We start from the raw sequence: 24378 nt of genomic DNA, 5'->3' as shown, positions 1-24378 counted from the left end.
CGACCCTGCTACACCGGGCCGATGCAGCTGAACCTCGTGCCGCACCCCGACACGCATTCATCAGGACCGCCGTTCAAGGTCTGGGTCAATATCGACCATGCGGCTTCGCTCGGCGCGGTCGGCTCGACCAACATCTGGTTCGGAATCGGCGCACCGGCGAGCCGGTTCGTGCTCCCGCCAACTTCGGACGAGCCGTCGCGATCGGAGAATCTCTGGGAGACAACCTGTCTCGAGGCATGGCTCCACGCGCCCGGCCGGAGCGAATACCGTGAGTGGAACTTCGCGCCATCGGGAGATTGGGCTGCCTACGATTTCACTTCGCATCGCGCAGGACGCACCGACGCGGATGTGGCCGCTCCATACGTCCGGCTCGAAGACAATATGACCTGGTGGGCGCTGGGCGCGACGATCCCAGTCGCCTCGCAATCGTGGGAGCTCGGTCTCTCTGCGATCCTTGAAGAACGGGACGGGACGAAAAGCTACTGGGCGCTGGCGCATCCCGAGGGCGATAAGCCGGACTTCCATGACCCCGCTTGCTTCACCGCCCGCCTGCCTTAAGCAGCGGTCATGACCCTATTCGGTATTGATCGGCTCATTGCCGAGCCCGAGCTTCGCCGGCCGCTGGAGGGCAAGCGAGTTGCCATCCTCGCGCACCCCGCTTCGGTGACGCGCGACCTCACGCATAGCGTCGATGCGCTGGCGGCTGCCGGGCTGAACCTGACTGCAGCCTTCGGTCCCCAGCACGGGCTCCGCGGCGACAAGCAGGACAATATGGTTGAGTCCGACGACTTCACTGATCCAGTCCACAACATTCCGGTGTTCAGCCTTTACGGCGAAGTTCGCCGTCCGACCGGGCAGTCGATGGGCACTTTCGATACTATCCTTATCGACCTGCAGGACCTTGGCTGCCGCATCTACACCTTTATCACGACGCTGCTGTACGTGCTTGAAGCCGCGGCGGAACATGGCAAGTCTGTCTGGGTGTTGGATCGCCCGAATCCTGCTGGGCGTCCGATCGAAGGTCTGACCTTGCGGCCCGGTTGGGAGAGCTTCGTTGGGGCCGGCCCGATCCCGATGCGTCACGGCCTAACGCTCGGCGAGCTTGGGAAGTGGTTTATCGAGCACTTCAAGCTCGACGTCGATTATCGCGTGATCGAAATGCAGGGTTGGGAACCCGAAGCAGGACCCGGATACGGCTGGCCGCCCGAGCGCGTCTGGATCAACCCGAGTCCCAATGCCGCCAACGTCAACATGGCGCGCGCCTATGCCGGGACGGTGATGCTTGAGGGCACAACGCTTAGCGAGGGCAGGGGCACGACGCGGGCGCTCGAGCTGTTTGGTGCACCGGATCTGGAGCCGAACCGCATTCTTGCCGAAATGCAGCGCCTGGCGCCCGAATGGCTACGGGGCTGCACGCTTCGCGACACGACGTTCCAGCCCACGTTTCACAAGCACGTGGGCGAGATGTGCCGCGGCCTTTTCATCCACGCAGAAGGCGCCGCCTACGATCATCAGGCTTTCAGGCCATGGCGGCTGCAGTCGTTGGCATTCAAGGCCATCCGAAATCTCTATCCGGATTACGATCTTTGGCGCGACTTCCCTTACGAGTATGAGTTCGAGAAGCTGGCGATCGATGTGATCAATGGCTCTCCGCTGCTGCGCGAGTGGGTCGACGATGAGGGCGCCCAGGCGTCGGACCTCGACGAGCTGACGATTCCGGACGAATGCGAATGGGCGGCGCATCGGCAGGACTTCCTACTTTACTAAGGGATCAGGTTTCGATCAGCAGATGATCAGCGCGCCCGCGCCGAGAAAGTGGTAAAAGGCGTCTCTTGTCCAAGACAGGAGAAGCTCATGAACAGGGCATTGTGTTGCGCCGCCCTTGCGGTTTCAATGCTGCAGGGTGCTTCCGCCACGGCTTCCGGCGCCACCGATAATGGCGCTCGCCAGATCCGCGAAATCGTATTTCAAAATTACCCGCCACGCGCCCTTGCTGCGGGTGAGCAGGGCGCCGTGTTCTTCGTAGTCCGATTGGACAAGGATGCGCATGCGACCGAGTGCGAAGTCACCCACGGAAGCGGCCATCCTCTGCTCGATATCGAGACATGCCAGCTCATTATGCTGCATGCGGAATTCAAGTCCGCGAGAGATGCGAGCGGCCATCTCACGCAGCAGACGGCGGAAGGTGTCGTAAACTGGACCATCCCGGGCCGGACCCCGGAACCAATCAGACCAATTCTGCTGACAGGCGATCAGAAGCCGGAGAAGGTCGTCTGCAAGAAGAACGTTCGCGTCGGCACGCTCGCGGCGGTGGAGCGTACGTGCATGACCAGTTCCGAATGGGCCAAACGGTCAGACGAGTACCGGCAGACGTTTCAAGAGTTGCAGGGGCGCCGAGGCTTTACAAGCGAAGGCATGTGCCAAGGGCCCACTTGTGACTCCATTGCTCAGCAGGAGTATTTAAAGGCCCTTGCAACTCAAAATCCGAAGTAGGAACGTAGGCGCAGTCAGATCCTGCGGCTCGATCAAACGAAGGGGTGTGTGATGATCAAATCTGTGCTGGCGATACCGATCGTAGCTGCGCTGTCGACCGCATCGTTTGCGCAGGCTCCTGATAGAGCCGCTCAGAACGCGCAAAACTGGGAAATCTTCCAGAAGCTGTACCCCGCTCGCGCAATTGCGGCCAAAGAAGAAGGCGCGGTCGGGTTCAAGGTTACAGTCGACGGCAAAGGATATGTGACCGAATGCAAGGTCACGCACAGCAGTGGCCATCCGTTGCTGGATGCCGAAACCTGCAACCTCATCACGATGCATGCGGAATTCAAGCCGCTCCCGGGCCAGTCGGCCTCTCAGGCGCGCACGAGCGAGGGGGTGATTGCGTGGAAGCTTCCGGGAAGCACGGCGGCGCTGACGGCGCCGAAGGTCATGGCCTCGTCAGATCTCGACACCGTTGTCTGTAAGAAAGCCATTCGGACGGGCACCATCGGGGGAGTCGAACGCACCTGCATGACGAAGCGCGAATGGGGCAGGCAAACCGATGAGTTGCGTCAGCCGTGGGAGGAATTGCAGGGTCGCAAGGGAATGACCAACGGCCGCTAGCTGTCCCGACGGCATCAAGGTTGGTTAACTAAGAAGTAGGACGTTCCACCTAACACGCTCTCACGGTTTTGGGTGGGAGCGCGTCTTCGATGGCCACGCAGGGTATCGAGCAAGTTACGGAAAATGCCATTCGCGCCGTCGCGCGGGATTGCGGTTCGCTGTCGATGGAATGCAGCGACGTGGCTGGCTACGTGCAAGGCGTCGCAACCCGCATCGCCGAGCATATGAAGATGCTCGACCAGCTCGAAGAAGTCACGACGCGCCTAATGGGCGATCAGGCGCGCGTTTCAGACTCAACCGATGAAGCCCGGCTGCTTTCGGAACAGGCCAAGGCAAAACTCGATGCCGGCCGCGAGGCGATTGAGGGCACGATCGAGGGCTTCAAAGGGCTGACCAGCCTGATCGTCCAGCTTGGTGAGCGCATGGCGGGTTTCGCTCTGGCGATGAACCAGGTCCAGACCGTCTCCTCGACGATCGAGACGATCGCCCGCAAGACCAACATGCTCGCGCTAAATGCGACGATCGAGGCCGCGCGCGCCGGTGACGCTGGCCGAAGCTTCGCGGTGGTTGCAGCCGAGGTGAAAAAGCTGGCGCACGACACGCGCGCCGCAACTAGCCAGATCGCATCGACCATCGGCGAACTTACCCGAGAAGCTGGCGCCGTCACAGCCGAGATCAAGACTGGCGTGGAACAGAGCCGCGCCGCCCAGAGCGGCTTCGGCATGATCAGCGACACCGTTCGCGAAGTCAGCGAGATCGTCGGTATGGTCGATCGCCAAACCGAGGGCATCGCGCATTCGACCAGCATGATCCAGACCAGCGTCGACCGCGTGAAAGCCGGCCTGACCGATTTCGCTGCCGACGCTCGCGACAACGGCAAGGAATTGCTGACGGCCGAAAAGCGCCTTGCGCACCTTGAGCTGCTATCGAACACCATGCTCGATACGCTCGCCAACTCTGGCGCCGAGATCGACGACACTCCCTTCATCTTGAAGGCGCAAGAGACCTGCCGCCACATCCAGGCCGCGATCGAACAGGCGATCGATGACGGTGAAATCACCGTCGATGACGTGTTCGACGCCGATTACCGCATGGTCGAAGGTACCAACCCGGTGCAGTATGATGTGCGTTTCAACGAATGCGCCGATCGCTACGTCCGGCCGATCCTCGATCGTACGAAAGCTGGCGACAACCGCATCATCGGCTCCGCGATCGGCGACATGAATGGCTATCTTCCAACGCACTTGTCGGAGCGAAGCCATCCGCAGGGTCCGGATCCCGTGTGGAACGACGAGCACAGCCGCAATCGCCGCGTCCTGATCGACGACACCACCCGCATGGCGCTGGCAAGCGACCGGCCCGCGACACTCGCGACCTATCGCATGGAACTGGGCGACAAGTTTATCCCGGTGAAAAACGTCTTCGTTCCCCTGTGGATCAAGGGTCGCCGCTGGGGCAATTTCGAACTCGCCTACCGCGATGATTGATGCTCCGTCCCGCAGCGGGACTAAGGTTCTCGAAAGCTTACGCGACCATAAACCTCGTCTTTACGCCCTTGGGTTAGGACGAACTCGACTAGGCTCCGCCTGATGTCAGGACGAGGGGAGTAGAATGGCGAATTTCCGGCCCGCCGCTCAGCAGAAAGCCGCGCTGGCGAATGTTCAGCCGGTCAGCGTTGCCGAGGCTCAACTCGCGCGCGTCGCGGGCGAAGGTTGTGCACGCCATTCATATTTGAACTCGCTGCTTGAGGCCGCCGGTCGCCATTCGGGCCGCGATTTGGCGGACGCGGTCCACCTTCTTTGCAGCCTTCACGGGCGGTATCCGGGGGTCATCGAACTTGCGCTCCAGCGCGCGCCCAAGGGGGCCGTCCAAGCGTGGCTAGGCAGAGCCTCCGAAGGGTTCGAGCGCGAACGCCTGTTTCTCGTCCGCCTCACCTCGGCGGTGGGGCCATTGCCCAGCACGCCGGGGGCGGGGGAGACGGAAACTAGCCTCGTCGCCGCGCGGCATGCCCTGGAGACTCTGGCTATGTCCGAACGCGAGGGCTGCTCGCTTGGCGCCGCGACCGCGCTCGTCGGCGACTGGTTGCCGATTCGCCGCCTGCTTGATCGGGCGGCAACCCGGGCGGGTATTGAGTCTCCTGCGCCGTCGCTGCCCGACGACAATTCGATTTTGGCGGTGATCGGCGATGGCACCGAAGCGCCTGCCCGCGCGCGGGCGCTAGCGTTCGGGGGCGAGCAACTGCTGCTGCAACACCGCGCTTTATTCGATCTCCTCGAAGCCCGCGCCGAAGCCCGCGGCGACTACTAGGTCAGGCGGCCTTCTTTAGCTCGACCTGGCTGTTCGCCCCATCGTCGGCATATCGCGCGACGGACTCCGTCACCTGCTGCTTGTCCTTGACCAGCAGCCGGGCAGCAAGGACGCCCAATCCAAGCAGCAGATAGGCGGCGATCGCCATCATCGGACTGTAGATCACAGACGCGGCAAACGGGATGCGCAGATATACGGGGTTGAAGCCGAATTCCTCGCCGATCGCTTCGCAGACGCCCAAGATTGTATGTGAGCGCAGCGGAAGTGCGACGTGATTGGTCTGCGTTTCCATTTTCAAACTCCATTGGCAAATTGTCGTCAGTGACAGAGCAAGAGACGTGCCAAATAAGAAAACGACGAAAATTCAGCACCTTGCACGATGCCATTCCGCCATAGTCGGTGGATTCCACTGGTCCTACTTCCCAGCAGTTGGGAATACGCACCGCGTGCTGCAAGTGCGATATTGCAGCGCAGCACTTGAACAGTGTGCGTTCAGCGACAATCTGCTAGCGCCGGGCCGTTAGGAGCCCTGTTGGGAGTCACGGTCATGATGCGGATCATGATGAAGTCGAAGATCCACCGCGCGACGGTGACCCAGGCCGACCTGCACTATGTTGGATCGGTAACGATGGATGCCGACCTGATGGACGCCGCTGACCTGCTTGAGGGTGAGCAGGTTGCGATCGTCGACATCACGAACGGCGCGCGGCTTGAGACTTACGTCATTCCAGGCCCCCGCGGAACGGGCGTGATTGGTATCAACGGCGCCGCGGCGCACCTCGTCCATCCTGACGATCTCGTCATCATCATGAGCTATGCGATGTTCGATGATGCCTTCGCGCGGACCCTCGTGCCGACGGTGATCCATGTCGATGAGACTAACCGAGTCGTTAAAATCGGTAACGATCCCGCCGAACCCGTCCCCGGCAGCGACCAGGTCAGGGGCGATCTCGTCGGCGCGCGCTAGGTGCTGTGGTGAGCAACCGCCAGGGCGCCGGCAGATAATCTGTCGACATATAATAATAGAACAGGCACCGGCCGTCCGTGGTTCGGTTGACCCCTTTGGCGATGCCGAAGGCGACATCGCCGATGAACACCGGCCCACCGCTATCGCCGCCAGCGCAACCGGGTCCGCGCACGGTAACCCAGGTGGGTGAACACGGGCCACCGCACAGCGTGCCCGGTGGCGCATAGTCCGTTAGCTCGACAAGCGCGCAGCTGTAGCCGGAGCTCTCGCCATAGTGGCAGACGAAGTCACCTGCGCGCGTGCTTGCGACGTTCCGCCAGCTCACAAGCCGGCGCAGGGTGCCCGCTCCCCTATTGCTGTAAAAGAGAGGTGACGGAGAACTTGGGCTGCCGTTGATCTGCACGTCTTGATAGCCTGCGCCCCACGAGCCGATCATCGGCAACTCCATGGTCGTGCCATCGGGATCGACATAGGTCAGTTGGTCAGGACAATGGGCTGCGGTCGTCACCGCGTTGGTTTCCCCGTTCGTGATTACGAAGGCTGTCGTGCACAGGCTTCGACGGGACAGGGCATTCAGGCCCTCGACCCGCCCACCGCCTAAGGCGCTCATGTTCGCTTCGCGCAGCTCGTTGATGACAACACGGACGGGTATGCCACCCACTTCTTCTGCGCGCGTCTTGATGGCGTCCAATCCGAATTTCCGGGCGTCCGCGCTGGTTACGAGCAGGACGATTTCGCCGGTGCGCTGATCGTACCCGGCCCCGCGGGCATTCGGCAGGTCGGCCCGAAAATCGATCAGATGCCGTCTTAGCGCGAGGATCGCGTCGCTGTGGGTCGCCTTTGCCCCAGTGCGAAAAACGATCGGAACACCATCGAACATCCGGGGGAGAACGGGTTCGGTTCCGCTCAACAGCACGATGATGCGGTATTCCGGCACATGTTCGATCGAAATGCCGGCAAGGCGGGCGGCGAATTCGCGAGCGATCGATTCCGTGGCTGAGACACTGGCCTCTTGTACGCGCAGGCGCCGAGTCGCTTCCGCTACTGAGACGTCAAATTTCGCTGCATATTGGAGCGCATCCTCGCCAACCGCCTGCGCGCGCGTCAGCGGTGTCTGGGCCTCGCCAGCAGAGGTAAAAAACAGCAAGACTAGGAACAGCCATCGCATCCGGACCGTCTCATCCCCATGTTGGCGCCGAACCGCAAGGAGGACCCATGGCCACCACACTTTCCGGCTTCGATCTGACGCCGCCCACCGACGAGCAATTCCAGCAGTTGGCGTCGGAGCTCACCGACGAGGAGCGTCACGTGCTTCTCGAGCACGGTACGGAGGCCCCATTTTGTGGGACCTTCCTTGATGAAAAGCGCCCGGGGACGTTCACGTGCCGTTTGTGCGGTCTTCCGCTCTTTCATGGCGGAACGAAATTCGAAAGCGGTACGGGTTGGCCAAGCTTCACCCAGCCCTTCGCGGAAAACCATCTGCGGACCATCCGTGACACGAGCTACGGGATGATCCGAACGGAGATCGTCTGCGGCCGCTGCGGATCTCACCAGGGCCACGTTTTCCCCGACGGGCCTCCCCCAACCGGCGAGCGCTATTGCATCAACTCGGTGAGCCTCGACTTCACGCCGGCCGGCGAGCCGCTGCCCGACAAACTCGATCGCGGCGCACCCGAGGGAGAGCCGGAGGCCGTGCGTGGCTGAACCGGCGCGCGGGCCTTCGCGGTTCCCCTTCGTTTTAATCTTCATATTCATGGCGCTCGCCGCCGTGATCGGCGGCGTTGTCGCGCGGATGCTGCCGTTAGGCGCTGATTCCGCGCCCGCGGCACCCCGCGTACTTGCCGGACCAGCGGAGGAAAGCCTTGCTCCTTTAGTCCGGAAGACGGCGCCGGCAGTGGTAAACATCGCCGTTCTGCAGCCTTCTCCGGCGCAGCAGAACCCCTTGCTCCAGGACCCGTTCTACCGCCGCTATTTCGGGGTCCCCGATGCAGCGCTTCAACCAGCCATGGCAGCCGGATCGGGCGTGATTGTCGATGGTGGCCGTGGTTTCGTGATCACGAACTTCCACGTCGTCCAGAATGCGCAGGCAATTCAGGTCATCCTGAAGGACGGCCGCAAGCTCGATGCGCAACCCATCGGCGCTGCGCCGAGCCTGGACCTCGCGGTGCTAAAGGTTAACGCCAAAGACCTGCCAACGTTGACGCTGGGCGACAGCAAGCAGCTGCAGGTCGGCGACTATGTCGTCGCGATCGGGAATCCCTTCGGACTCGGCCAAACGGTCACAAGCGGCATTGTCAGCGCCACCGATCGACCCCTCGGCCAGGATGACCAGCGGCGTTTCATCCAGACGGACGCTCCGATCAATCCGGGCAACAGCGGCGGTGCCCTCATCAGCTTGAGGGGCGAGCTGATCGGGATCAATTCCGCGCTGTTCAGCCCCAGTAGCAACCAGGGCAGCGCGGGTAATGTCGGAATTGGTTTCGCTATCCCGAGCAACGTCGTGAAACAGGTCTTGGCCGAAGCGGAACGTCAGTCCCCGCGCTGATCAGGCGCCGGGACGCGAATATTCGATCCGGATCCGCACCCAGGATCCTATGAGCGGTTTGCCGCCCTTGCGCGGCGGCCGAACTCGAAATTGCCACGCCGCCTGGCGAACTGCGCTGGCAAGGTGCGATCCTGGCGGCTGGCTCTCCAGCTCCACGCAATCTTCTACCCGGTTTCCAGGGATCGTTTTGCAGGCGATCAGACCGTAACCTTCAGGTGCGCTGCGCGGCAAATAGCCCGCGAGCTCAGCATCGGAGGGTTCTCGAGCCCATTGCGCCGCATACATCGCATCCCCGTTCGGCCCGCGACCCACGATTTCGCTGTCCCCCGCGCTTCCCGACCCGGATTTCGGCATCTTCCCGATGTCGGAGGCGGCCATGTCTGCACTGGTCATCTCGATCCACGACTGTGTTCTTGGCGTCGTTTGGGTGGGCGGCGGCGCGATCGTCGGCTTGACGGGCAATACGACCGGCGGCTGCTTCGGCACGGGCCGATCGGGCTGGATTGGCTTTTCGACCCGTTGCTGTTTCGATCGGGTAGGGGAGTTGCTGTCGGACATGGGCATCAGGTCGATAACGGTGCCGCGCAGGCTGCGCTGGGCCTGCGGCGGCAGGATGCCGAGTGTCAGCAATACAAAGATAAGCCCGACATTGATTGCGAGCGCGAGCCCAAGCCCAGTGAGCCGTCGCTGCAGCGGCGGACGCTCGTAAGGCAGTTCGAGGCGATACGTTGACAAGCTGGTCCGAAAAAAATGCGTCGCGTGCCGGACAGATAGCTTCCGTTGAGGTGAACCGGGAGTGAAACCTTGACCTTGCCGCTCGCCGCATAGGGGTGCGACGGCAGGCGGATGATCATTCGCGAAGTCGAAGAGCGTGATGCCGAGGAAATCGCCGCGATTTACGCGCATCATGTCATCAACGGCACTGCTTCCTTCGACTATGAGCCTCCGCCGGCTGGCTTCCATCTCGCAAGAATTCGGCGGGTCGCTACAGCGGGATGGCCCTTCCTTGTTGCGGAAGAGGATGGGCAACTGCTGGGCTACGCTTACTTGACGCAGTTCCGCGATCGCGAAGGCTATCGGTTTACGGCGGAAGACAGCATCTATGTCCGGGCCGACGCGATGGGTCGTGGGGTCGGCACCGCGCTGCTAAAAGCGCTGTTGTCGCGCGGCGCCCGCAACGGTTTTCGAACGGTGATCGCCGTTGTCGGCGGTGGCGAGCCGGCATCCGTCGCACTTCACGCCAAGTTCGGGTTCCAGGCTGTTGGAAGGCTCCGCGCCGTCGGCTTCAAGTTCGATCGTTGGCTAGACAGCGTCTACATGCAGGCCGACCTGACGGAAGGCGGCGCATCGGCGAAGTGAGAGGCGGACGATGTTTGAGGGATGGCACGAGTTCTACTTGGTCGTCGGCGGTGCGGCTGCGGTCCTGATTGGACTGATCTTCGTCGTTGTGACGCTGATGCACGGGCGACCCAGATCAACGGTTCTCACGGGTTCGCGGCTCTATATGGGACCGATTGTTCTCCACATGGGCTTCGTGCTGACGCTCAGCGCCGCGGCGCTGACACCGCGAATGACCTTTCCATTTTACGCGGCGCTCGTTGGGGTCATCTCAGTCTGGGGGACTGCGCGCGGACTTTATTCGACGATCCGCATTGGCCGCCTGAAGGCGATCGGGGGGGAGGAGGTGCACTGGACCGACGTGTGGTTCTACGGCGTGATCCCAATGGTAGTGTACCTTGCGTTAGCAGGGGTCGCACTTGGCGCTTGGCGAGGGGCTGATTGGTCCTTGCACGGCGCGGCCGCTGCTCAAGTAGCACTGCTGCTCGTCAGCATCCGGAACGAATATGATCTCGTGACCTGGCTGGCGCCGCGATCCGATGGGGATGCGACGCCAGAATCCAGTTAGTTGCGAAGGCTGTCGGGTACGACGCCGCCGTTTTCGGCGAGCTTTTGCATCACGGCTTTATGCAGCGCGATGTTCTCTTCCGCACTCCCGTCGGCCCCGACGTGGACGTTGAGTTCGTCGGCGAGTTCCTTCCTGGCCTGCAGGCTTGAATCGAGGTCGAGCAGTTTCAACAGGTCGACGATCGACGTCTGGTAGTTGCCTCCACCGCCCTTCATCGAGGCCATCTCACTGAGCACCGCGCCGACGTCGACATTTTGGGTGGCTGCCGTCTGCTGTTGCGACGGCGCCTGGGCGGCGGTTGCTCCTGCGTCGCCGGGCGCGGGGTTTGGCGTTGCCGAGCCGGCCTCCTGTGGGGCGGGCGCCGCGGAGGCTGCCGAGTGATGGAAAATCTTGTTCATGATGTTGCCGAAGATGCTCATGGCCGCACAGTCCTCCTGGTGTTGCTCCTTCCTTCAAACGAGTGTCAGCGTCGTCGGCTCCACCGTTTTTGCAGGAACATCGTCAGCGCCCGGCTCGTTGCAGCGAGCGGAGGAGAGACATGATGAAATTCAAGGCTTTACTGCTGTTCGCATCGACGCTGGCCATTGCGGCTTGCGGCCAGAAGGCAGAAACGACCAACGCCGACATGAATGCGTCCGACACCAGCATGACCAACATGGATGCTGGCAATCTGGCAGCGAACGATACAGCCTCAATGTCGCCGACTTCGGCCCAGGGCTTCGTCAATGCGGCAGCGGCCAGCGACAAGTTTGAGATCGAAACGTCGAAGCTCGCCAGCGCGGCCGGCGCATCGTCGGCGACCAAGGCTTTTGCGGACAAGATGATCACTGCTCACACGGCGTCGACGGCGAAGCTCAAATCGACTCTATCCGGCATGACCCCGCCGGTCACCCCGGTCGACACGCTGACGGCCGAGCAGCAGTCGACGCTAGACAACCTCAAGACGTTGAAGGGTGCGGATTTCGACGCCGCATATAAGACGGCGCAAGTCGACGCCCACACGAAAACGCTTGATGTCCTGAAGAATTATTCGGCTTCGGGCGACACGCCGGCTCTCAAAACCTTCGCCGATGGTTTGATCCCAACCGTGACGGCTCACCTGAACATGGCAAAAGGCTTGAAATAGCCCCCTGAGGCGCGCCGGCCGCGTGCTGGCGCGCCACTTTGTAATGTTCCCGCCACCGTCCGTTCGGACGCGGTGGCCTACCTCCCGATGGTCAGACGTGCCGAAGGAGGACAATATGAAACGCATCGTGATCGCGCTGTCCGCGCTGAGCCTTGTCGCTGGGGCTGCCGCTCCTGCGATTGCTGCACCGTGCAAGGACAAGAAGGGCAAGTTCGTCAAATGCCCGGCCAAGCCCAAGCTGTGCCGCAACGCCAAGGGCCACTTCGCCAAGTGTTAAGCTGATCTAGCTCGGAGACCACATCATGAACCGTTTGATCCTGGCTGCCGCGCTTGCGGCGGGAGGAAGCCTTGCGTCCGCCGTTCCGGCGAACGCGGCGACCCGCAACTACGACTGTTCGAAGGCCGGCAACGCCAACAAGGTGCAGTGCAAGGCCGGAGCGAAAGCTGCACCGGCAGCAAGCGCCGCAAAGATCGCGGCAACGCAGGCCAAGGCCAATGCCCGTGCCGAGAAGGCGCAGGCCAAGGCGACCGCCAAGGCAGAAAAAGCCGCCGGCGTGAAGCCTGCCGCCAAGACCGCTGCGGCGGCCCCGCCCGCGAAGCCCAGCCTGCTGTCGCGGATGAGCAGCATGTTCGGGCGTTCGTCGACACCAGCCCCGGCGGCCAAGCCTGCTGCACGGCGCATGGCAGCGGCGGCGCCGGCATCGGTCGAGGATCGCAATCCGGCCGGCGCGATCGCGCAGTGCAAGGACGGAACCTTCAGCCACGCCAAGGCGCGGACCGGGGCCTGTTCGCGGCACGGCGGTGTCGGCCGCTGGAGCTGAGCGTACACGGGACTGGCCGTGAAACTCGGCCGTGAAACCGCCTTAAAGTCACTAAGTTCACGCCGAGCAGCGCCGTTTGTGTGACTTTACCGTCATGCATGCGGCGTTGCTTCGATCCCGGGGCAGGCTACTGCAAGCCGGCCATGTAGGACAGCGCGTCAGGCGGTTACAGGTTGCCCGCCCATGGCCCAGGCGAGTGCTTCGTCGCGCTCCTCCGGCTTGCACACGCGGTAGCTGATATTCGGCAGCAGTGCGCTCTCCAGCCGTGTTCCCGCGCGCATCCAGGCCTGATCGGAAACGACGGCGACGCGGCCGAAGCGATCCAGCTTTCCGAATAGCGGGAAGGCGCGGCTCATGTGGTGGGGCAGGGCGGACAGTTGCAGCCCATCCACCCCGCGCGTTTCGACAAAGACGTGGATCTTGTCGTGCGCGGCCATGATCGCGTCGGTGCGGTCCATGATGGAGTCGAGGTCGCGACCGGTGATCGTCCCCGTCAATTCAAGCGCGAGGATATCGTCCGGACTGTCGAGAAACTTATGCATGCGCGGCCTCCTATGGCTCGGGACGCACCGTGAAATAGCTTGATGAGGAAGCCTGGGGGATCGGGATTAGTACGTAGGACCAAGCCCAAACCTATCTATTCCGCCACGATGCGCCTAAGAGGGGAGCGCTACTAGTCGCAATGTCAGGCCGGGCGCGCCAAGCGCCGCTCCTTCTCTTGTCGCTCCTAGCGTGAAGCGGCCGCTCTTCGGCCGTCACTGGAAGGACCTTAAATGCCCAACGGCACCGTCAAGTTTTTCAACGAATCCAAAGGCTATGGCTTCATCGCCCCCGACGGCGGCGGACAGGACGCATTCGTTCACATTACCGCGGTCGAGCGCGCCGGCATGCGCACGCTGCAGGAAAACCAGCGCGTCGCCTATGACCTGGAAGAAGACCGCCGTGGCAAGATGGCGGCCGGCAACCTGCGCGGATGTGACGATGCGGGTACGCAACCGACGTCATCGGCCGCGGAAGAGAGCGAGGCCGAGTAATTGAATAGCAACCTGGAATTCTTCCTCGCCCGCGTCGAACAGGCGCGGGCTGAGGGCGAGGCGGCAACGCTCGACCATGTCCGCGAACGGTGCGAACGGTCGCAAGCCGCCTGGCAATCGCTGGCCAATAAAGCACGCAAGTCGGAACAGCTTCGCGAAGCCGAAGCGCAGCGCAAGGCGGACGCCGGCCTCGTCAGCTAAGACAGCTTTTCCGTGTGACGGGGTCAACGACGCGCGCTAGGCTGCGGACTCGCAGGCCTTTTGCCGTGAGGTGCGTCGATGATGTTCGTTCCGATGCTTTTGCTTGTCGCCCAGACAGTGGTTCATGCTCCATTGCCGGCGACCCCGATCGCGACGGACAAGGCGGTCAATGCGCCGGTTTCGCGCCAGCCGCTGATTAGCCTGTTCTTTTACGAGGATTATCCGGCGGCCCTGCAGGGCAGGGAAGGCCGGCGTGGCGTCGTCAACCTCAAGCTGACCGCCGATCCGAGCGGACGCCTTGTCGCCTGCCAGCCGATACGGTCGAGTGCCGACCAAGTGCTGGAAATGGCGACCTGCAACATCCTGCGCCGCCGCGCGCGCTTCACGCCGGCAAGGGACGCCAGCGGTGCGCCGACCAACGGCACGTTGGACTTTTCGGTCGATTGGGACGCGATCTTCCACAAGTTTGGCAAGCGCTAGATCGCAGGGCGGGACTCTTCGAAAGCAAACATTCTCGTAGACAGCATCGCGAGGACTAAAGCGGCGCCGCTGGCGGCCCACAGGGTGCTGCTGTTGCCCGATCCGAAGGAGAGGGCGCCGACCGCCACGCCCGCCACGAAGCCCAGCCAGAGCAGCAGGTATCCGCCCCATCCGTTGCCGCCGCGGCCGAGGATCGCTCCCGCGATCCCGTTGCCGACGCGCACCAGGCTGCCGGTCATATAGGTCACGCCGATGCGGACCTCGCCATCGCGTTCGAAGACCGCATTTTCCGCGCCCATCGCGAGCGCCAGCAGCGCAATCGCATAGTCCTCGCTGCCGAATTGCTGGAGAAGCGCGGCAAGGCCGATGATCGCGGCGATGGCGAGGAGGACCGCCGCCGGCCGCCGCCCTTCGAACCGCGAGCCGAGGAGGCTGCCGCCGATCACGCCGCCAAGGAAGCAGGCGATGATCGTCGCTGCGACGAGGGCCGCGAGTCCGTTCTCCGCGATGCCGACGCCCATCCGGGTCGAATTACCGCTCATGAAGGACACGAAGAACCCGCCGGACTGGATGAAGCCGATGGCGTCGACGAAGCCGGCGAGGGCGGACAGGCAGCAGGCGAACAGGCGCGCGCGCGATTCGAGGCGTGTCATGCCGCACGCCTATCACAGCGCGCCACCGGCGCGCTGCCGCCTAGACGCGCCGGGCGAGGCCGCGGCGGATGGCTTCGTCGAGGAGGGCGCGGAACTGCGGTTCGGCAAGCGCGGCAAGGCGCGCCTGCTCGCGGCCTAGCGCCGCCTGACGTTGTCCGAGCGCCGCCTGCTGAACGCCGAGCGCTTCCTGCCGGCGGCCGAGATCGCGCTGCTGGTCGCCGAGGGCGCGCATCTGCGCGGGCGTCGAAGCCGCCATCATCGCGCCTAGCCGTCCCTGCTGCGCCCCGATAGCGCCCTGCTGGCCGCCGATGCCCGCCTGCTGCCGCCCAAGCTCCGCCTGACGACGGCCCATCTCCTGCTGCGGCTGCATGATCTGCTCAGCGCGGCGGAGGATCGCGGGATCGCGGATCACGTACGCGGCCCCATTCTGACGCACGTAGAGCAATGGGGCGCCACCGGCACGCAGCGCACGTGCACCGTCGTAATCGGCGGTCGACCCGCTCATGATGCTGTCGCCGTCGCCGGTCATCAGCACGTAGCTGAGGCGGTTGCCGGACTCGGCCGTCGCGGCGCGTGCCGGACCCGCGGTGACCGCAAACGTGGCGAGGGAAATCACGAGCGCACCGGCAAAGGCGAGGGCGCGCTGGCCGGATCTGGTGGTGGACAAGTTCAACATGGCATCATCCCTTTTCAAACCTGATGCAGCGTGTGCTACAAATGTAGCGCTACAATTGCAGCGTCGATTTGACAAGAGGACGGCTGGTTTCGACGAACGGCGGCAGGGGTCATGACGACCACCAGGAATGACGCAGGGCTTTCCGAACGCTTCGCGGTGGCGTTCGCGCGCTGGTTGCCAGGCTGGCGCGGCTCGGCTTCGTGCTCCATGGATTGTCGATGATGTTCCTTCCGTTACTTCTGATCGCGACACAACAAGCGGTGCCGGCGCCCGTCGTGATGATCCTGCCGGCGCCACCCGCGGCGGGGATGGCGCGGCTGCCGGTCACCGCGCCGACGCCGCGCGGCGGGTCGCTCATCAGCCTGTTCTCGCCGGACGATTTTCCGGCAGCGTTGCAGGGGAAGAAAGCGCCGCGCGGCATCGTGAACTTGCGGTTGTTTGTTGACGCCTCGGGACACGCGTATGCGTGCGCTCTGCGGGCGACCAACGCTGAAGATCTGCTCGTTCGCCAGACTTGCGAGCTATTGCAGCGCCGGGCGAGCTTCACGCCTGGTGTCGACGCTGGGGGCGTGCCAACCAGCGGTTTGCTCGATGTCGAAGTCGATTGGGACGCCGTGTACGAGCGAAGCATCATTCGGATACGAGACTGATTGAAGTGGGCAAAACGCGGGGCTGGATCGTCGTTGGACTGCTGCTGCTCGCGGCGGCAGTCACCTGGTACGTGGCGAGCCCATGGTGGACGCTGCGGCAGATGGCGGAAGCGGCGCGGGCGCATGATGCGGCGGCTTTGTCCGGCTATGTAGATTATCCCAAGCTTCGCGCGAGCACCAAGGCGCAGGTTCACGCGCATTTCGACCGGCTCTCTGCAGGTTCAATCTCGAACACCGGGTCGATCATGATCGTTGCGACCGATCTCATCGCTGATGACTTGGTCGACCAGGTAATTACGCCAAAGGGGCTTGAGACCATTTTCGTCATGGAGCGAACTCGCTCGAAGGATGCCGCGCCGTACGGGGAGGCAGGGTCGGAGCGAGCGCCGGACAAGCCGACGGGCCTCGGCGCCGCCAACCGTGAGATTGTCCGCGAAGGGCTGAACGGGTTCAAGCTCCATGCGAAGGGCAAGGCGGGCCAGGACGGCGACCTCATCTTCGAGCGGCACGGGCTGAGCTGGAAGCTCGCCAGTATCCAGCTTCCGGAGGACGTGCTCGGCGCGCTGTAATTAGAAGCTAACGTCAGACCTTCGTCGCGCGGACGCGAATCTCGAAGGTATCGCTTTGCCGGCGGCCTCCTAAGGTGACTTGGGACTTGGCGCCATCGAGCAGCCGGCTGAGCTCGGATGCGCCCGAGACGGGCTGGTCGTTAACGGTCGTGATAATGTCGCCGGCGCGAAGGCCTGCCTTTTGCGCGGAGGAGCCGTCCTCCACAAAGGCCACGGCGGCGCCGGTCCGGACATCCCCGATGCGTCCGGCGATGGGTCCGGCAAAATCGATTGTCCGGAACCCGTAGCCCACGGAAGAAGACGGGGTGTCGCGCACGAGTTCGTCGACAACGATCGCAGCGAGAGCCGCAGGGATTGCCGCCCCGGGCTCGCCGGATACTTCCACGGCCAGGACCCGGCCGTCCGATCCGATGATCGGCGTTCCAGTCGCCCAGGTGTCGGGCGTTGGCCGCAGGCGTACGTAGCCGATGGGTCCGCCACCATCGGCCAGAAAATCGCTGCCGATCATGGACGTGGTGGCGCTGCAACCGTGGCCGGCCGGGGCGGTGAGGGGAATGCCCAACTGTCCGACGCGCGGAAATGGCTGATCCGTGAAATCGAGCGCAACGGGACTTGCCGTCGATTTCAGAACGACGAGGCCCGTCACGGGATCTGTGCGCGTCTCAGTGATTGAGGCTCGCGTGCCATCGCTAAACAGGACATCGAGAGGACCGTCGGGTAATGCGCCTGCCTCGGCGACAATCCAGCCATCTGCCGAATACGCGAACCCCGCAGCCGATTCGGCAGGAACAGCACCGCGGTCACTGCGAGCAACGACGGCCGCGATTGCGGGGCAGGTCCGGTCGACCAGGTCGGAAAGATCCGGCAGATCGGGTTGCTGCCGCACGATCTGGACGATCGGCCGCGGCGCCTGCGCAGGCGCTTCCTTGCGCGACACCCCTGGCCGTGACGGTGAAACCATCCGCGCGACGATGGCGCCGCCGAGCACCAGAGCAAGCAGGGCGCACCCGATGAGCAGCGTTCGGACCGACCCCCAGCGGGGCGGCTGTTCGGGTTCACTCACCGAACATCTCCCGTTGGGCCTTCTCGACCTCGGCGGCGTAGCGGCGGTGGACGTAGTGTTCCGACAAGGTACCAAGCACTTGGCCGTCGTCGCCAATCACCGCGAGATAGTCGGCTTCGCTCAGGTCGAAGGTTTCGATCGCCGACCGCACGTCTTGCTCGGGCTTGAGGGCCACGTCACGCAGCGTGCCAAGGGCCGCAACATCGATGTCCGTATTCGCGCTGTCGAATGCCTTGGCCGTCTCGACAACGCCGGCATAACGGCTCGCATTGTCGACGAGGACGACCTTGCTGGTCGAGCCGAGCGGGAAGCGGCGACGAAACTCGGTCAGCGTCGTGCTTACAGGAACGGTCTTGGTGTCGCGCTGCATCATCTTTCCCACGGTCAGCGTACGCATCCACCCGACATCGCGCGCGCTGCGGATGTTTTCGCCGCGGGTGTGAAGACGCCAGGTCGAGAAGGAGAAGCCGAAAGTTTCGCGAACGAAAGTGCTGGAGCACAACGCCGCGGTGATGGCGACGCTCGTCAGTGCAAAGTCGTGGGTGACTTCGAGTACCAGCATCGACATGGTCATCGGTCCGCCGACCACCGCAACGGCCATTGCCGCCATGCCGATAAGGGCTGCGTCGGACGTGTCGAAACTGTCGAAGAAGGGCAGGTGCGCGATGGCGCCGGCGTAGAGCTGACCGGCCAGGGACCCGATGAACAGCGACGCAAAGAACAAGCCGCCGCGAAAGCCGAAGCCGAGCGAGACGGTCGATGCGACGATCTTCACGATCAGCACGAGGAGAATGAAGCGCAGGCCGACGTCGGCGCCCAGATCGCTGTGCAAGGCACCGTGACCCGCTGAGAGGACCTGCGGGGTGATGAGCGCGAGCGGGATCAGGAGGAGGCCGCCAATCGCCGGACGCCACAGCTCGGGTATCGGTGAACGGCGAACGTGACTTTCCAGGAAAGTGACGCCCCGCATAATACCAATGCCGAGGAAGGCGCAGAGCAGACCGAGCGCGGCGTAGAGCAGGTAGTCGACCGTCGTGATGGCTTTGGCACCGGGCAACGCGATTAAGTAGGCCTCCACCCCCGCAAGGCGAACGAGCACGGCGGCGGAAAGGCACGCAGCGGCGACGGGGGCGATGGCCGCGGGCGTGTAGGCGCCGATAACGATCTCGAACGCGTAGAAGGCGCCCGTGAGTGGCGCACCGAAGGCTGCTCCAACCGCCGCGCCGGCACCGGCACCGACTAGAATGCGTAGATCCGCCCGGCGCAGGCGGAGCCAGCGGCCGAGCTGTGACGCAATCCCGCCGCCGGCCTGCGCGTACGCAGCTTCGAGGCCGACCGACGCACCGGCGCCGTTCGAGACGATCGTTTGGGCACAAACGATGAGCGTGTCCCGCAGCGGTATGGCGCCGCCGTGCAGGGCGTTGGCTTCGACGACGTCGACCGGCGTTCGCCAGCGCCGTGCCGCGGCGCGCGAACCAAGAGCAAGGATGAAACCGGCGACCGGGAGAGCGAGCAGGCTGATCGGATTGATTGACGCTGCACCGCTGAGGCTCGGGCCGCCGAGGCCGTAGATGAGCGTCTGCACGCCATGTGCAATCGCCCGCTGGAAAACCATGAGCAAACCGGCGAGGATACCGATTCCGACAGACAGGACGATCAGCGCACCTTCGCTCGAGCGGAAGATCCGCCGGAACGACGCGACGCCGCTTTGGTAGACCGGCGCGAGCGGTAGCGGGCTGCTAAATCTCATTCGACAGCGAAGCTCAGGCGTCGGCAATTCACCAGGCCGCGAACCGCGACGAAAACTGAGACGCCGCTCGTCACCTTACTGGTCGAGGAAGCTCCGCATCTTCCGCGACCGCGACGGATGTTTCAGCTTCCGCAAAGCCTTCGCTTCAATCTGCCGGATACGCTCGCGGGTCACGCTGAACTGCTGCCCCACCTCTTCCAGCGTGTGATCGGTGTTCATGCCGATGCCGAAGCGCATGCGGAGAACGCGCTCCTCACGCGGGGTCAGTGACGCCAGCACGCGCGTCACCGTTTCCTTGAGGTTGGACTGGATCGCGGCGTCGACCGGGATGACGGCGTTCTTGTCCTCGATGAAGTCGCCGAGGTGGCTGTCTTCCTCGTCGCCGATCGGGGTTTCGAGGCTGATCGGCTCCTTGGCGATCTTGAGGACCTTGCGGACCTTTTCGAGCGGCATGGAAAGACGCTCGGCAAGCTCCTCCGGCGTCGCTTCGCGGCCGGTTTCGTGCAGGAACTGACGCCCCGTGCGGACCAGTTTGTTGATCGTTTCGATCATGTGCACCGGGATGCGGATGGTGCGCGCCTGGTCGGCGATCGAGCGGGTGATCGCCTGCCGGATCCACCAGGTGGCGTAGGTCGAGAATTTGTAGCCGCGGCGGTATTCGAACTTATCGACCGCCTTCATCAGGCCGATGTTCCCTTCCTGGATGAGGTCGAGGAACTGCAGGCCGCGGTTGGTGTATTTCTTGGCGATGGAGATGACGAGGCGAAGGTTGGCCTCGACCATTTCCTTTTTCGCGATGCGTGCCTCGCGCTCCGCCTTCTGCACCTGGTTGACGATGCGGCGGAACTCGCTGAGCGAAGTGCCGGTGCCGGTCGCGATGGTGCCGATCTCGTTGCGGATGCGCTCGACCGTGTCGGCTTCGGACGCGGCGAAGGCGGCCCATTTCTTGTCGAGCTTGGCGACGCTGTCGAGCCAGGTCTCGTCCAGCTCATGCCCCATGTAGCTTTCGAGGAAGGCCTTGCGCGGCACCTTGTGACGCTCGGCGAGGCGCAGCATCTGGCCGCCGAGCGCGGTCAGGCGACGGTTGTAGCTGTAGAGCTGCTCGACCAGATATTCGATCTTGCTGCCGTGGAACTGGACGCTCTCCACCTCGGCGGTGAGCTGCTCGCGGAGCTTCTGGTACTTCTTCTCCTCGGCCGCCGGGAATTCCGTCGCGGCGGCGAGCGCCTCCATGCGGGCGTCCTGGACCTTGGAGAATTTCTTGAAGACCGCGGTGATCTCGGCGAACTTCTCGAGCGCCTGCGGCTTCAGCGTCTCTTCCATCTGGGCGAGGGAGAGGGTGTTGTCCTCGTCATCGTCGCCGCCTTCGGCCGGGCGCTGGCGGCGCTCGACCATGTCCTCGTCCTCATCGTCCGATGAAGCCTCGGGCTCGTCGGCGACTTCTTCCTCTTCCTTGATCGAGGGGCCGGCGGTCTTCTCGTTGATCTCGCCGTCGGCGCTCTCGTCGCCTTCCTCGGTCGCCGCGATCTGCTCCGCGGTCGGGCCCTTGGAGAGCATGGCCTCGAGGTCGATGATCTCGCGCAGCTGCATGCGGCCCTCGTTGAGGGCTTCGGACCAGCCGATGATGGCGTTGAAGGTGATCGGGCTTTCGCACAGGCCCCAGATCATGGTGTCGCGGCCGGCCTCGATGCGCTTGGCGATGGCGATCTCGCCCTCGCGGCTGAGGAGCTCCACGGCGCCCATCTCGCGCAGGTACATGCGGACCGGGTCGTCGGTGCGATCGGTGGGTTCCTTCTTGACCGCTGCGGCCGGGCGGGGGCCGCCGTCGTCGAGCGGATCGACCTCGTCTTCGGTCGCGGTGTCGGAGTCCTTGTCGTCGTCCTCGTCGTCCTCGCCGCGCTCTTCGTTCTCGACGACGTTGATGCCCATGTCGTTGATCGCGGACATGACGTCCTCGATCTGCTCGGACGACATCTGGTCCTGCGGCAGGGCCTCGTTCAGCTCGTCGACGGTGATGTAGCCGCGCTTCTTGGCGCGGGCGATCATCTTCTTGATCTGCGCGTCGTTGAGGTCGATCAGCGGGGCATCGCCCGCTTCGGCCATGTCGACGTCCTGGGTATCGTTTTTCGCCATAAGTTCTCGCCGCTTAATCAGTGCCGGCCAGCTGCGCCAGCCTCTGTCGTAATCCGCGCTGCGCCTCGACGAGACGCTGCTGTTCTTCCAGGGCTTCGTCGGTGAAATCCCGCTTCAGCCGTTCGGTTGCATGGTCCAGGGCCTGCTCCACTTCCTCCGCCGCGGCGATGATCTCCACGGCTGCGGCCAGATCGCTCCGGGCGCGGTTGGGGTCGCTGTCGCGGCGGGTGAAGGAAAAACCCATGGCCCTCGGGGCGTTGCCACCCGTTGATCCATCGGTGCCCAATATGGTGGCGAGGCCGTCGCGATCAAGCGCCGCGCCGGTGAAGGCGGCGTTGACGAGGAAGTCGCGGGCCTTGGCCGTGCCCTGATCGGCGATCGGGAGCGTCGCGAGCTGCTCGCAATGGGCGGGCAGTTCTTCCGGGAAATTGGTGAAGCCGAGGATAAGCGCGCGGGCGGTCGGCGCGTCGATGCCGGCCGCGGCGATGTCGCGCGCGTCCTTTCCGACGGGCGGCTCGGGCGGGGCCCAGCGGCCGTTCTTAAAGGCGCCACGGCGTTGCTGCTGTCGGCCCTGTTGCGCGAAGGGGCGTTGCGCGGCGGCGGGACGGCGCTGCTCGAAGAAGCGGCCGAGCCAATCCTCGCGGTACATGCGGGAGAGGTCGGCGTGGCCGATGGCGGCAGCGTGCTCGATCAGGCGCGCCTTGAGCCCGGCCCAGGCTTCGGGGGTCGCCAGGGGCTCGGCTTCAAGCTCGTGGCGCCACAGGCGTGCGTTGAGTGGCTCAGGGCGAGCGATCAGTTCTTCGAACGCGTCTCGGCCAAGGGCCTTGATGACGTCGTCCGGATCCTGACCGGCGGGCAGCTCAACGAAGCGCAGGGTGCGGTCTGGGCGGAGCAGGGGCAGTGCCCGGGTCGCGGCGCGGATGGCGGCCTTGCGGCCCGCATTGTCACCGTCGAAGCAGAGGATCGGCGAGGAATCGAGGCGCCAGAGGCGCTCGAGCTGGCCTTCGGTGAGCGCCGTGCCGTTGGGCGCGACCACTTCGGAAATGCCGGCGCGGTCGAGGGCGATGACGTCCATATAGCCTTCGACCACGATGAGCCGCCTGGCGGTGCGGCTGGCGGGGCCGGCGCGGTCGAGGTTGTAGAGCGTGCGGCCCTTGTCGAAGAGCACCGTTTGCGGCGAGTTGAGGTATTTGGGCTCGCCGTCGCCCACGATCCGCCCGCCAAAGCCGATGACCCGCCCGCGCGGATCGCGGATCGGGATCATCAGGCGACCGCGGAAACGGTCGTAGCTTTCCTTGCCGCGCTCCTCGGGCTGGATGAGCATGCCGGTCTCGACGAGCTTGTCCTCGCCCGCGCTTTCGAGCGCGCGCTTGAGGCCCACGCGGCTGTCGGGCGCGAAGCCGAGGCCGAAGCGCTGCGCGGTATCGGCGTCGATGCCGCGGCGCTGGAGGTAGGCGCGGGCGTCGGCACCGGCGAGACCGTTGAGCTGCTCGGTGTACCAGGCGGCGGCCGACGCCATGACGTCAGTCAGCGAGGAGGTGCGATCGGCCTGCTCCTGAGCCCGCGGATCGGGCGCGGGCACGTCCATGCCGGCCTTGGCGGCCAGTTCCTTGACCGCATCCATGAAAGGCATGCCGCGATTGTCGGTCAGGAATCGGATCGCATCGCCATGTGCGCCGCAACCGAAGCAATGGTAGAAGCCCTTGTCGTCGTTGATCGTGAATGACGGGGTCTTTTCCTGGTGGAACGGGCAGCACGCCTTGAACTCCCGCCCGGCGCGGACGAGTTTGACGGACGGTGCGATGACCGCGGACAGCGTCGTCCGCGCGCGCAATTCATCAAGCCATGCCGGGGACAGGGTCACGATTCGACCCTATGCGCGAATCGCCGCCTCGCAAGCCGAAACGGGCAACTTATCCACAGACTCAGGCGCTTAGCGCGGCCTTCACCAAGGCGCTGGCACGGGCGGGTTCGATGGCGCCGCCGAGGCGCTCCTTCACCAGCGCCATGACGCGGCCCATGTCCTTCATGCTGCTCGCGCCCGTTTCTGCGACGATCTCGCGGATTTTCGCTTCCGCTTCGGCCTCGCCGAGTTGCTGCGGCAGGAAGCGTTCGATGACGGCGATCTCGGCTTCTTCCGTGGCAGCGCGGTCTTCGCGGCCGTTCTTGCGGTAGATATCGGCGCTCTCGCGACGCTGCTTGACCATTTTTTGCAGGACTTCGGTGACCAGCTGGTCGTCGCTGGCAGGAGTGCCGCCCGTGCGCACTTCGATGTCGCGGTTTTTAATGGCGGCGGAGACCAGCCGCAGGGTCGCCGTGGTTTCCTTGTCGCCGCCTTTCATGGCGGTAACGGTCGCGGTTTTGATGTCGTCGCGGATCATGCTTGCCACCTAGCGTT

The 24378-nt window shown here is 63.9% G+C and carries 30 protein-coding genes and 1 pseudogene; 19 read left to right on the top strand and 12 right to left on the bottom strand.

Annotated features, from left to right (window positions below; genetic code table 11):
- The first annotated feature begins 21 nt into the window (after positions 1-21).
- From QU596_RS02985 to QU596_RS02960, 6 genes are all read left to right on the top strand, one after another.
- Complete coding sequence (locus tag QU596_RS02985) at positions 22-558, top strand: DOMON domain-containing protein (RefSeq protein WP_308517053.1); 537 nt, start codon at positions 22-24, stop codon at positions 556-558.
- Between the two features lie 9 nt (positions 559-567).
- A complete protein-coding gene (locus QU596_RS02980) occupies positions 568-1767 on the top strand; it encodes an exo-beta-N-acetylmuramidase NamZ family protein (protein ID WP_308517051.1) in 1200 nt (399 codons plus the stop codon).
- A gap of 126 nt (positions 1768-1893) precedes the next feature.
- A complete protein-coding gene (locus QU596_RS02975; RefSeq protein ID WP_308517049.1) occupies positions 1894-2493 on the top strand; it encodes an energy transducer TonB in 600 nt (199 codons plus the stop codon).
- Positions 2494-2544: 51 nt separating this feature from the next.
- Complete coding sequence (locus QU596_RS02970; protein ID WP_308517047.1) at positions 2545-3099, top strand: energy transducer TonB; 555 nt, start codon at positions 2545-2547, stop codon at positions 3097-3099.
- Positions 3100-3188: 89 nt separating this feature from the next.
- Positions 3189-4586, top strand: a complete 1398-nt coding sequence (locus QU596_RS02965) for a methyl-accepting chemotaxis protein (RefSeq protein ID WP_308517045.1) — start codon at positions 3189-3191, stop codon at positions 4584-4586.
- Positions 4587-4710: 124 nt separating this feature from the next.
- Positions 4711-5406: a DUF6975 family protein gene (locus QU596_RS02960; RefSeq protein WP_308517043.1), complete on the top strand. Its 696-nt coding sequence runs from the start codon at positions 4711-4713 to the stop codon at positions 5404-5406.
- Position 5407: 1 nt separating this feature from the next.
- On the opposite strand, the gene QU596_RS02955 is transcribed toward QU596_RS02960, so the two are convergent.
- The gene (locus QU596_RS02955; RefSeq protein ID WP_308517042.1) at positions 5408-5698 is read right to left on the bottom strand and encodes a PspC domain-containing protein; all 291 of its coding nucleotides are present in this window, start codon (positions 5696-5698) and stop codon (positions 5408-5410) included.
- Between the two features lie 240 nt (positions 5699-5938).
- Here QU596_RS02955 and panD point away from each other — a divergent pair, with 240 nt between their 5' ends.
- Positions 5939-6373 carry an aspartate 1-decarboxylase gene (panD, locus tag QU596_RS02950; protein WP_308517040.1) on the top strand — a complete coding sequence of 145 codons (435 nt, stop codon included), beginning with the start codon at positions 5939-5941 and terminating at the stop codon, positions 6371-6373.
- Here the strand turns inward: panD and QU596_RS02945 are convergent.
- The gene (locus tag QU596_RS02945; protein ID WP_308517038.1) at positions 6345-7541 is read right to left on the bottom strand and encodes a chymotrypsin family serine protease; all 1197 of its coding nucleotides are present in this window, start codon (positions 7539-7541) and stop codon (positions 6345-6347) included. The genes panD and QU596_RS02945 overlap by 29 nt on opposite strands.
- Positions 7542-7588: 47 nt before the next feature.
- Here QU596_RS02945 and msrB point away from each other — a divergent pair, with 47 nt between their 5' ends.
- Positions 7589-8077, top strand: coding sequence for a peptide-methionine (R)-S-oxide reductase MsrB (gene msrB / locus QU596_RS02940; RefSeq protein ID WP_308517037.1), 489 nt, complete (start codon positions 7589-7591; stop codon positions 8075-8077).
- 49 nt (positions 8078-8126) lie between these two features.
- On the top strand, positions 8127-8918 hold the full coding sequence (locus tag QU596_RS02935) for a trypsin-like peptidase domain-containing protein (protein ID WP_308517035.1): 792 nt from the start codon (positions 8127-8129) through the stop codon (positions 8916-8918).
- Here the strand turns inward: QU596_RS02935 and QU596_RS02930 are convergent, their stop codons facing one another.
- Positions 8919-9653, bottom strand: coding sequence for a hypothetical protein (locus QU596_RS02930; RefSeq protein WP_308517034.1), 735 nt, complete (start codon positions 9651-9653; stop codon positions 8919-8921).
- Between the two features lie 111 nt (positions 9654-9764).
- Between QU596_RS02930 and QU596_RS02925 the strand changes: the two genes are divergently transcribed.
- On the top strand, positions 9765-10277 hold the full coding sequence (locus QU596_RS02925; protein WP_308517033.1) for a GNAT family N-acetyltransferase: 513 nt from the start codon (positions 9765-9767) through the stop codon (positions 10275-10277).
- A gap of 10 nt (positions 10278-10287) precedes the next feature.
- Positions 10288-10824 carry a hypothetical protein gene (locus QU596_RS02920; protein WP_308517032.1) on the top strand — a complete coding sequence of 179 codons (537 nt, stop codon included), beginning with the start codon at positions 10288-10290 and terminating at the stop codon, positions 10822-10824.
- On the opposite strand, the gene QU596_RS02915 is transcribed toward QU596_RS02920, so the two are convergent.
- The gene (locus tag QU596_RS02915) at positions 10821-11243 is read right to left on the bottom strand and encodes a DUF3597 domain-containing protein (RefSeq protein WP_308517031.1); all 423 of its coding nucleotides are present in this window, start codon (positions 11241-11243) and stop codon (positions 10821-10823) included. The two genes, QU596_RS02920 and QU596_RS02915, sit on opposite strands and share 4 nt — an antisense overlap.
- A 119-nt stretch (positions 11244-11362) precedes the next feature.
- On the opposite strand from QU596_RS02915, the gene QU596_RS02910 reads away from it, so the two are divergent.
- From QU596_RS02910 to QU596_RS02900, 3 genes are all read left to right on the top strand, one after another.
- Entirely contained in the window at positions 11363-11950 is a 588-nt protein-coding gene (locus tag QU596_RS02910; protein ID WP_308517029.1) for a DUF4142 domain-containing protein, read from the top strand.
- Positions 11951-12065: 115 nt separating this feature from the next.
- The gene (locus QU596_RS02905; protein WP_308517028.1) at positions 12066-12227 is read left to right on the top strand and encodes a hypothetical protein; all 162 of its coding nucleotides are present in this window, start codon (positions 12066-12068) and stop codon (positions 12225-12227) included.
- A 25-nt stretch (positions 12228-12252) separates the two neighbouring features.
- Positions 12253-12771, top strand: coding sequence for a DUF3761 domain-containing protein (locus QU596_RS02900; protein ID WP_308517027.1), 519 nt, complete (start codon positions 12253-12255; stop codon positions 12769-12771).
- A 158-nt stretch (positions 12772-12929) separates the two neighbouring features.
- Here QU596_RS02900 and QU596_RS02895 read toward each other — a convergent pair whose 3' ends face one another.
- Entirely contained in the window at positions 12930-13313 is a 384-nt protein-coding gene (locus tag QU596_RS02895; RefSeq protein WP_308517025.1) for a SpoIIAA family protein, read from the bottom strand.
- A gap of 231 nt (positions 13314-13544) precedes the next feature.
- On the opposite strand from QU596_RS02895, the pseudogene QU596_RS02890 reads away from it, so the two are divergent.
- The 3 genes and pseudogenes from QU596_RS02890 to QU596_RS02880 all read left to right on the top strand — a co-directional run.
- Positions 13545-13739, top strand: a pseudogene (locus tag QU596_RS02890) (cold-shock protein); the annotation flags it as partial.
- Positions 13740-13805: 66 nt separating this feature from the next.
- A complete protein-coding gene (locus QU596_RS02885) occupies positions 13806-14006 on the top strand; it encodes a hypothetical protein (RefSeq protein WP_308517024.1) in 201 nt (66 codons plus the stop codon).
- Positions 14007-14099: 93 nt separating this feature from the next.
- Positions 14100-14486 (top strand): energy transducer TonB, encoded by a 387-nt coding sequence (locus QU596_RS02880; protein ID WP_308517022.1) that lies wholly within the window; start codon positions 14100-14102, stop codon positions 14484-14486.
- On the opposite strand, the gene QU596_RS02875 is transcribed toward QU596_RS02880, so the two are convergent.
- Both QU596_RS02875 and QU596_RS02870 read right to left on the bottom strand, forming a co-directional pair.
- Positions 14483-15139 (bottom strand): YoaK family protein, encoded by a 657-nt coding sequence (locus tag QU596_RS02875; protein WP_308517021.1) that lies wholly within the window; start codon positions 15137-15139, stop codon positions 14483-14485. The two genes, QU596_RS02880 and QU596_RS02875, sit on opposite strands and share 4 nt — an antisense overlap.
- A 40-nt stretch (positions 15140-15179) precedes the next feature.
- Positions 15180-15815, bottom strand: coding sequence for a hypothetical protein (locus QU596_RS02870; protein WP_308517019.1), 636 nt, complete (start codon positions 15813-15815; stop codon positions 15180-15182).
- Positions 15816-16033: 218 nt separating this feature from the next.
- Here QU596_RS02870 and QU596_RS02865 point away from each other — a divergent pair, with 218 nt between their 5' ends.
- The gene (locus QU596_RS02865) at positions 16034-16465 is read left to right on the top strand and encodes a hypothetical protein (RefSeq protein WP_308517017.1); all 432 of its coding nucleotides are present in this window, start codon (positions 16034-16036) and stop codon (positions 16463-16465) included.
- A gap of 5 nt (positions 16466-16470) precedes the next feature.
- Positions 16471-17034, top strand: coding sequence for a DUF2939 domain-containing protein (locus tag QU596_RS02860; RefSeq protein WP_308517015.1), 564 nt, complete (start codon positions 16471-16473; stop codon positions 17032-17034).
- Positions 17035-17047: 13 nt separating this feature from the next.
- Here QU596_RS02860 and QU596_RS02855 read toward each other — a convergent pair whose 3' ends face one another.
- The 5 genes from QU596_RS02855 to QU596_RS02835 all read right to left on the bottom strand — a co-directional run bounded on the left by QU596_RS02855 (position 17048) and on the right by QU596_RS02835 (position 24361).
- Positions 17048-18097, bottom strand: coding sequence for a PDZ domain-containing protein (locus tag QU596_RS02855; protein WP_308517012.1), 1050 nt, complete (start codon positions 18095-18097; stop codon positions 17048-17050).
- Positions 18090-19847 (bottom strand): chloride channel protein, encoded by a 1758-nt coding sequence (locus QU596_RS02850; protein ID WP_308517010.1) that lies wholly within the window; start codon positions 19845-19847, stop codon positions 18090-18092. Before QU596_RS02850 ends, QU596_RS02855 begins: the two co-directional genes overlap by 8 nt.
- A gap of 75 nt (positions 19848-19922) precedes the next feature.
- Positions 19923-21980 carry an RNA polymerase sigma factor RpoD gene (rpoD, locus tag QU596_RS02845; RefSeq protein WP_308517008.1) on the bottom strand — a complete coding sequence of 686 codons (2058 nt, stop codon included), beginning with the start codon at positions 21978-21980 and terminating at the stop codon, positions 19923-19925.
- A gap of 13 nt (positions 21981-21993) precedes the next feature.
- Complete coding sequence (gene dnaG / locus QU596_RS02840; protein WP_308517006.1) at positions 21994-23844, bottom strand: DNA primase; 1851 nt, start codon at positions 23842-23844, stop codon at positions 21994-21996.
- Between the two features lie 61 nt (positions 23845-23905).
- Complete coding sequence (locus tag QU596_RS02835) at positions 23906-24361, bottom strand: GatB/YqeY domain-containing protein (protein WP_308517005.1); 456 nt, start codon at positions 24359-24361, stop codon at positions 23906-23908.
- Positions 24362-24378: the final 17 nt, after the last annotated feature.

Origin of the sequence: Sphingomonas flavescens (assembly GCF_030866745.1) — a bacterium.
Lineage (GTDB): Bacteria > Pseudomonadota > Alphaproteobacteria > Sphingomonadales > Sphingomonadaceae > Sphingomicrobium > Sphingomicrobium flavescens.
The sequence above is the reverse complement of the archived record's forward strand: the minus strand, read 5'-3'. Positions and strand labels throughout refer to the sequence as shown.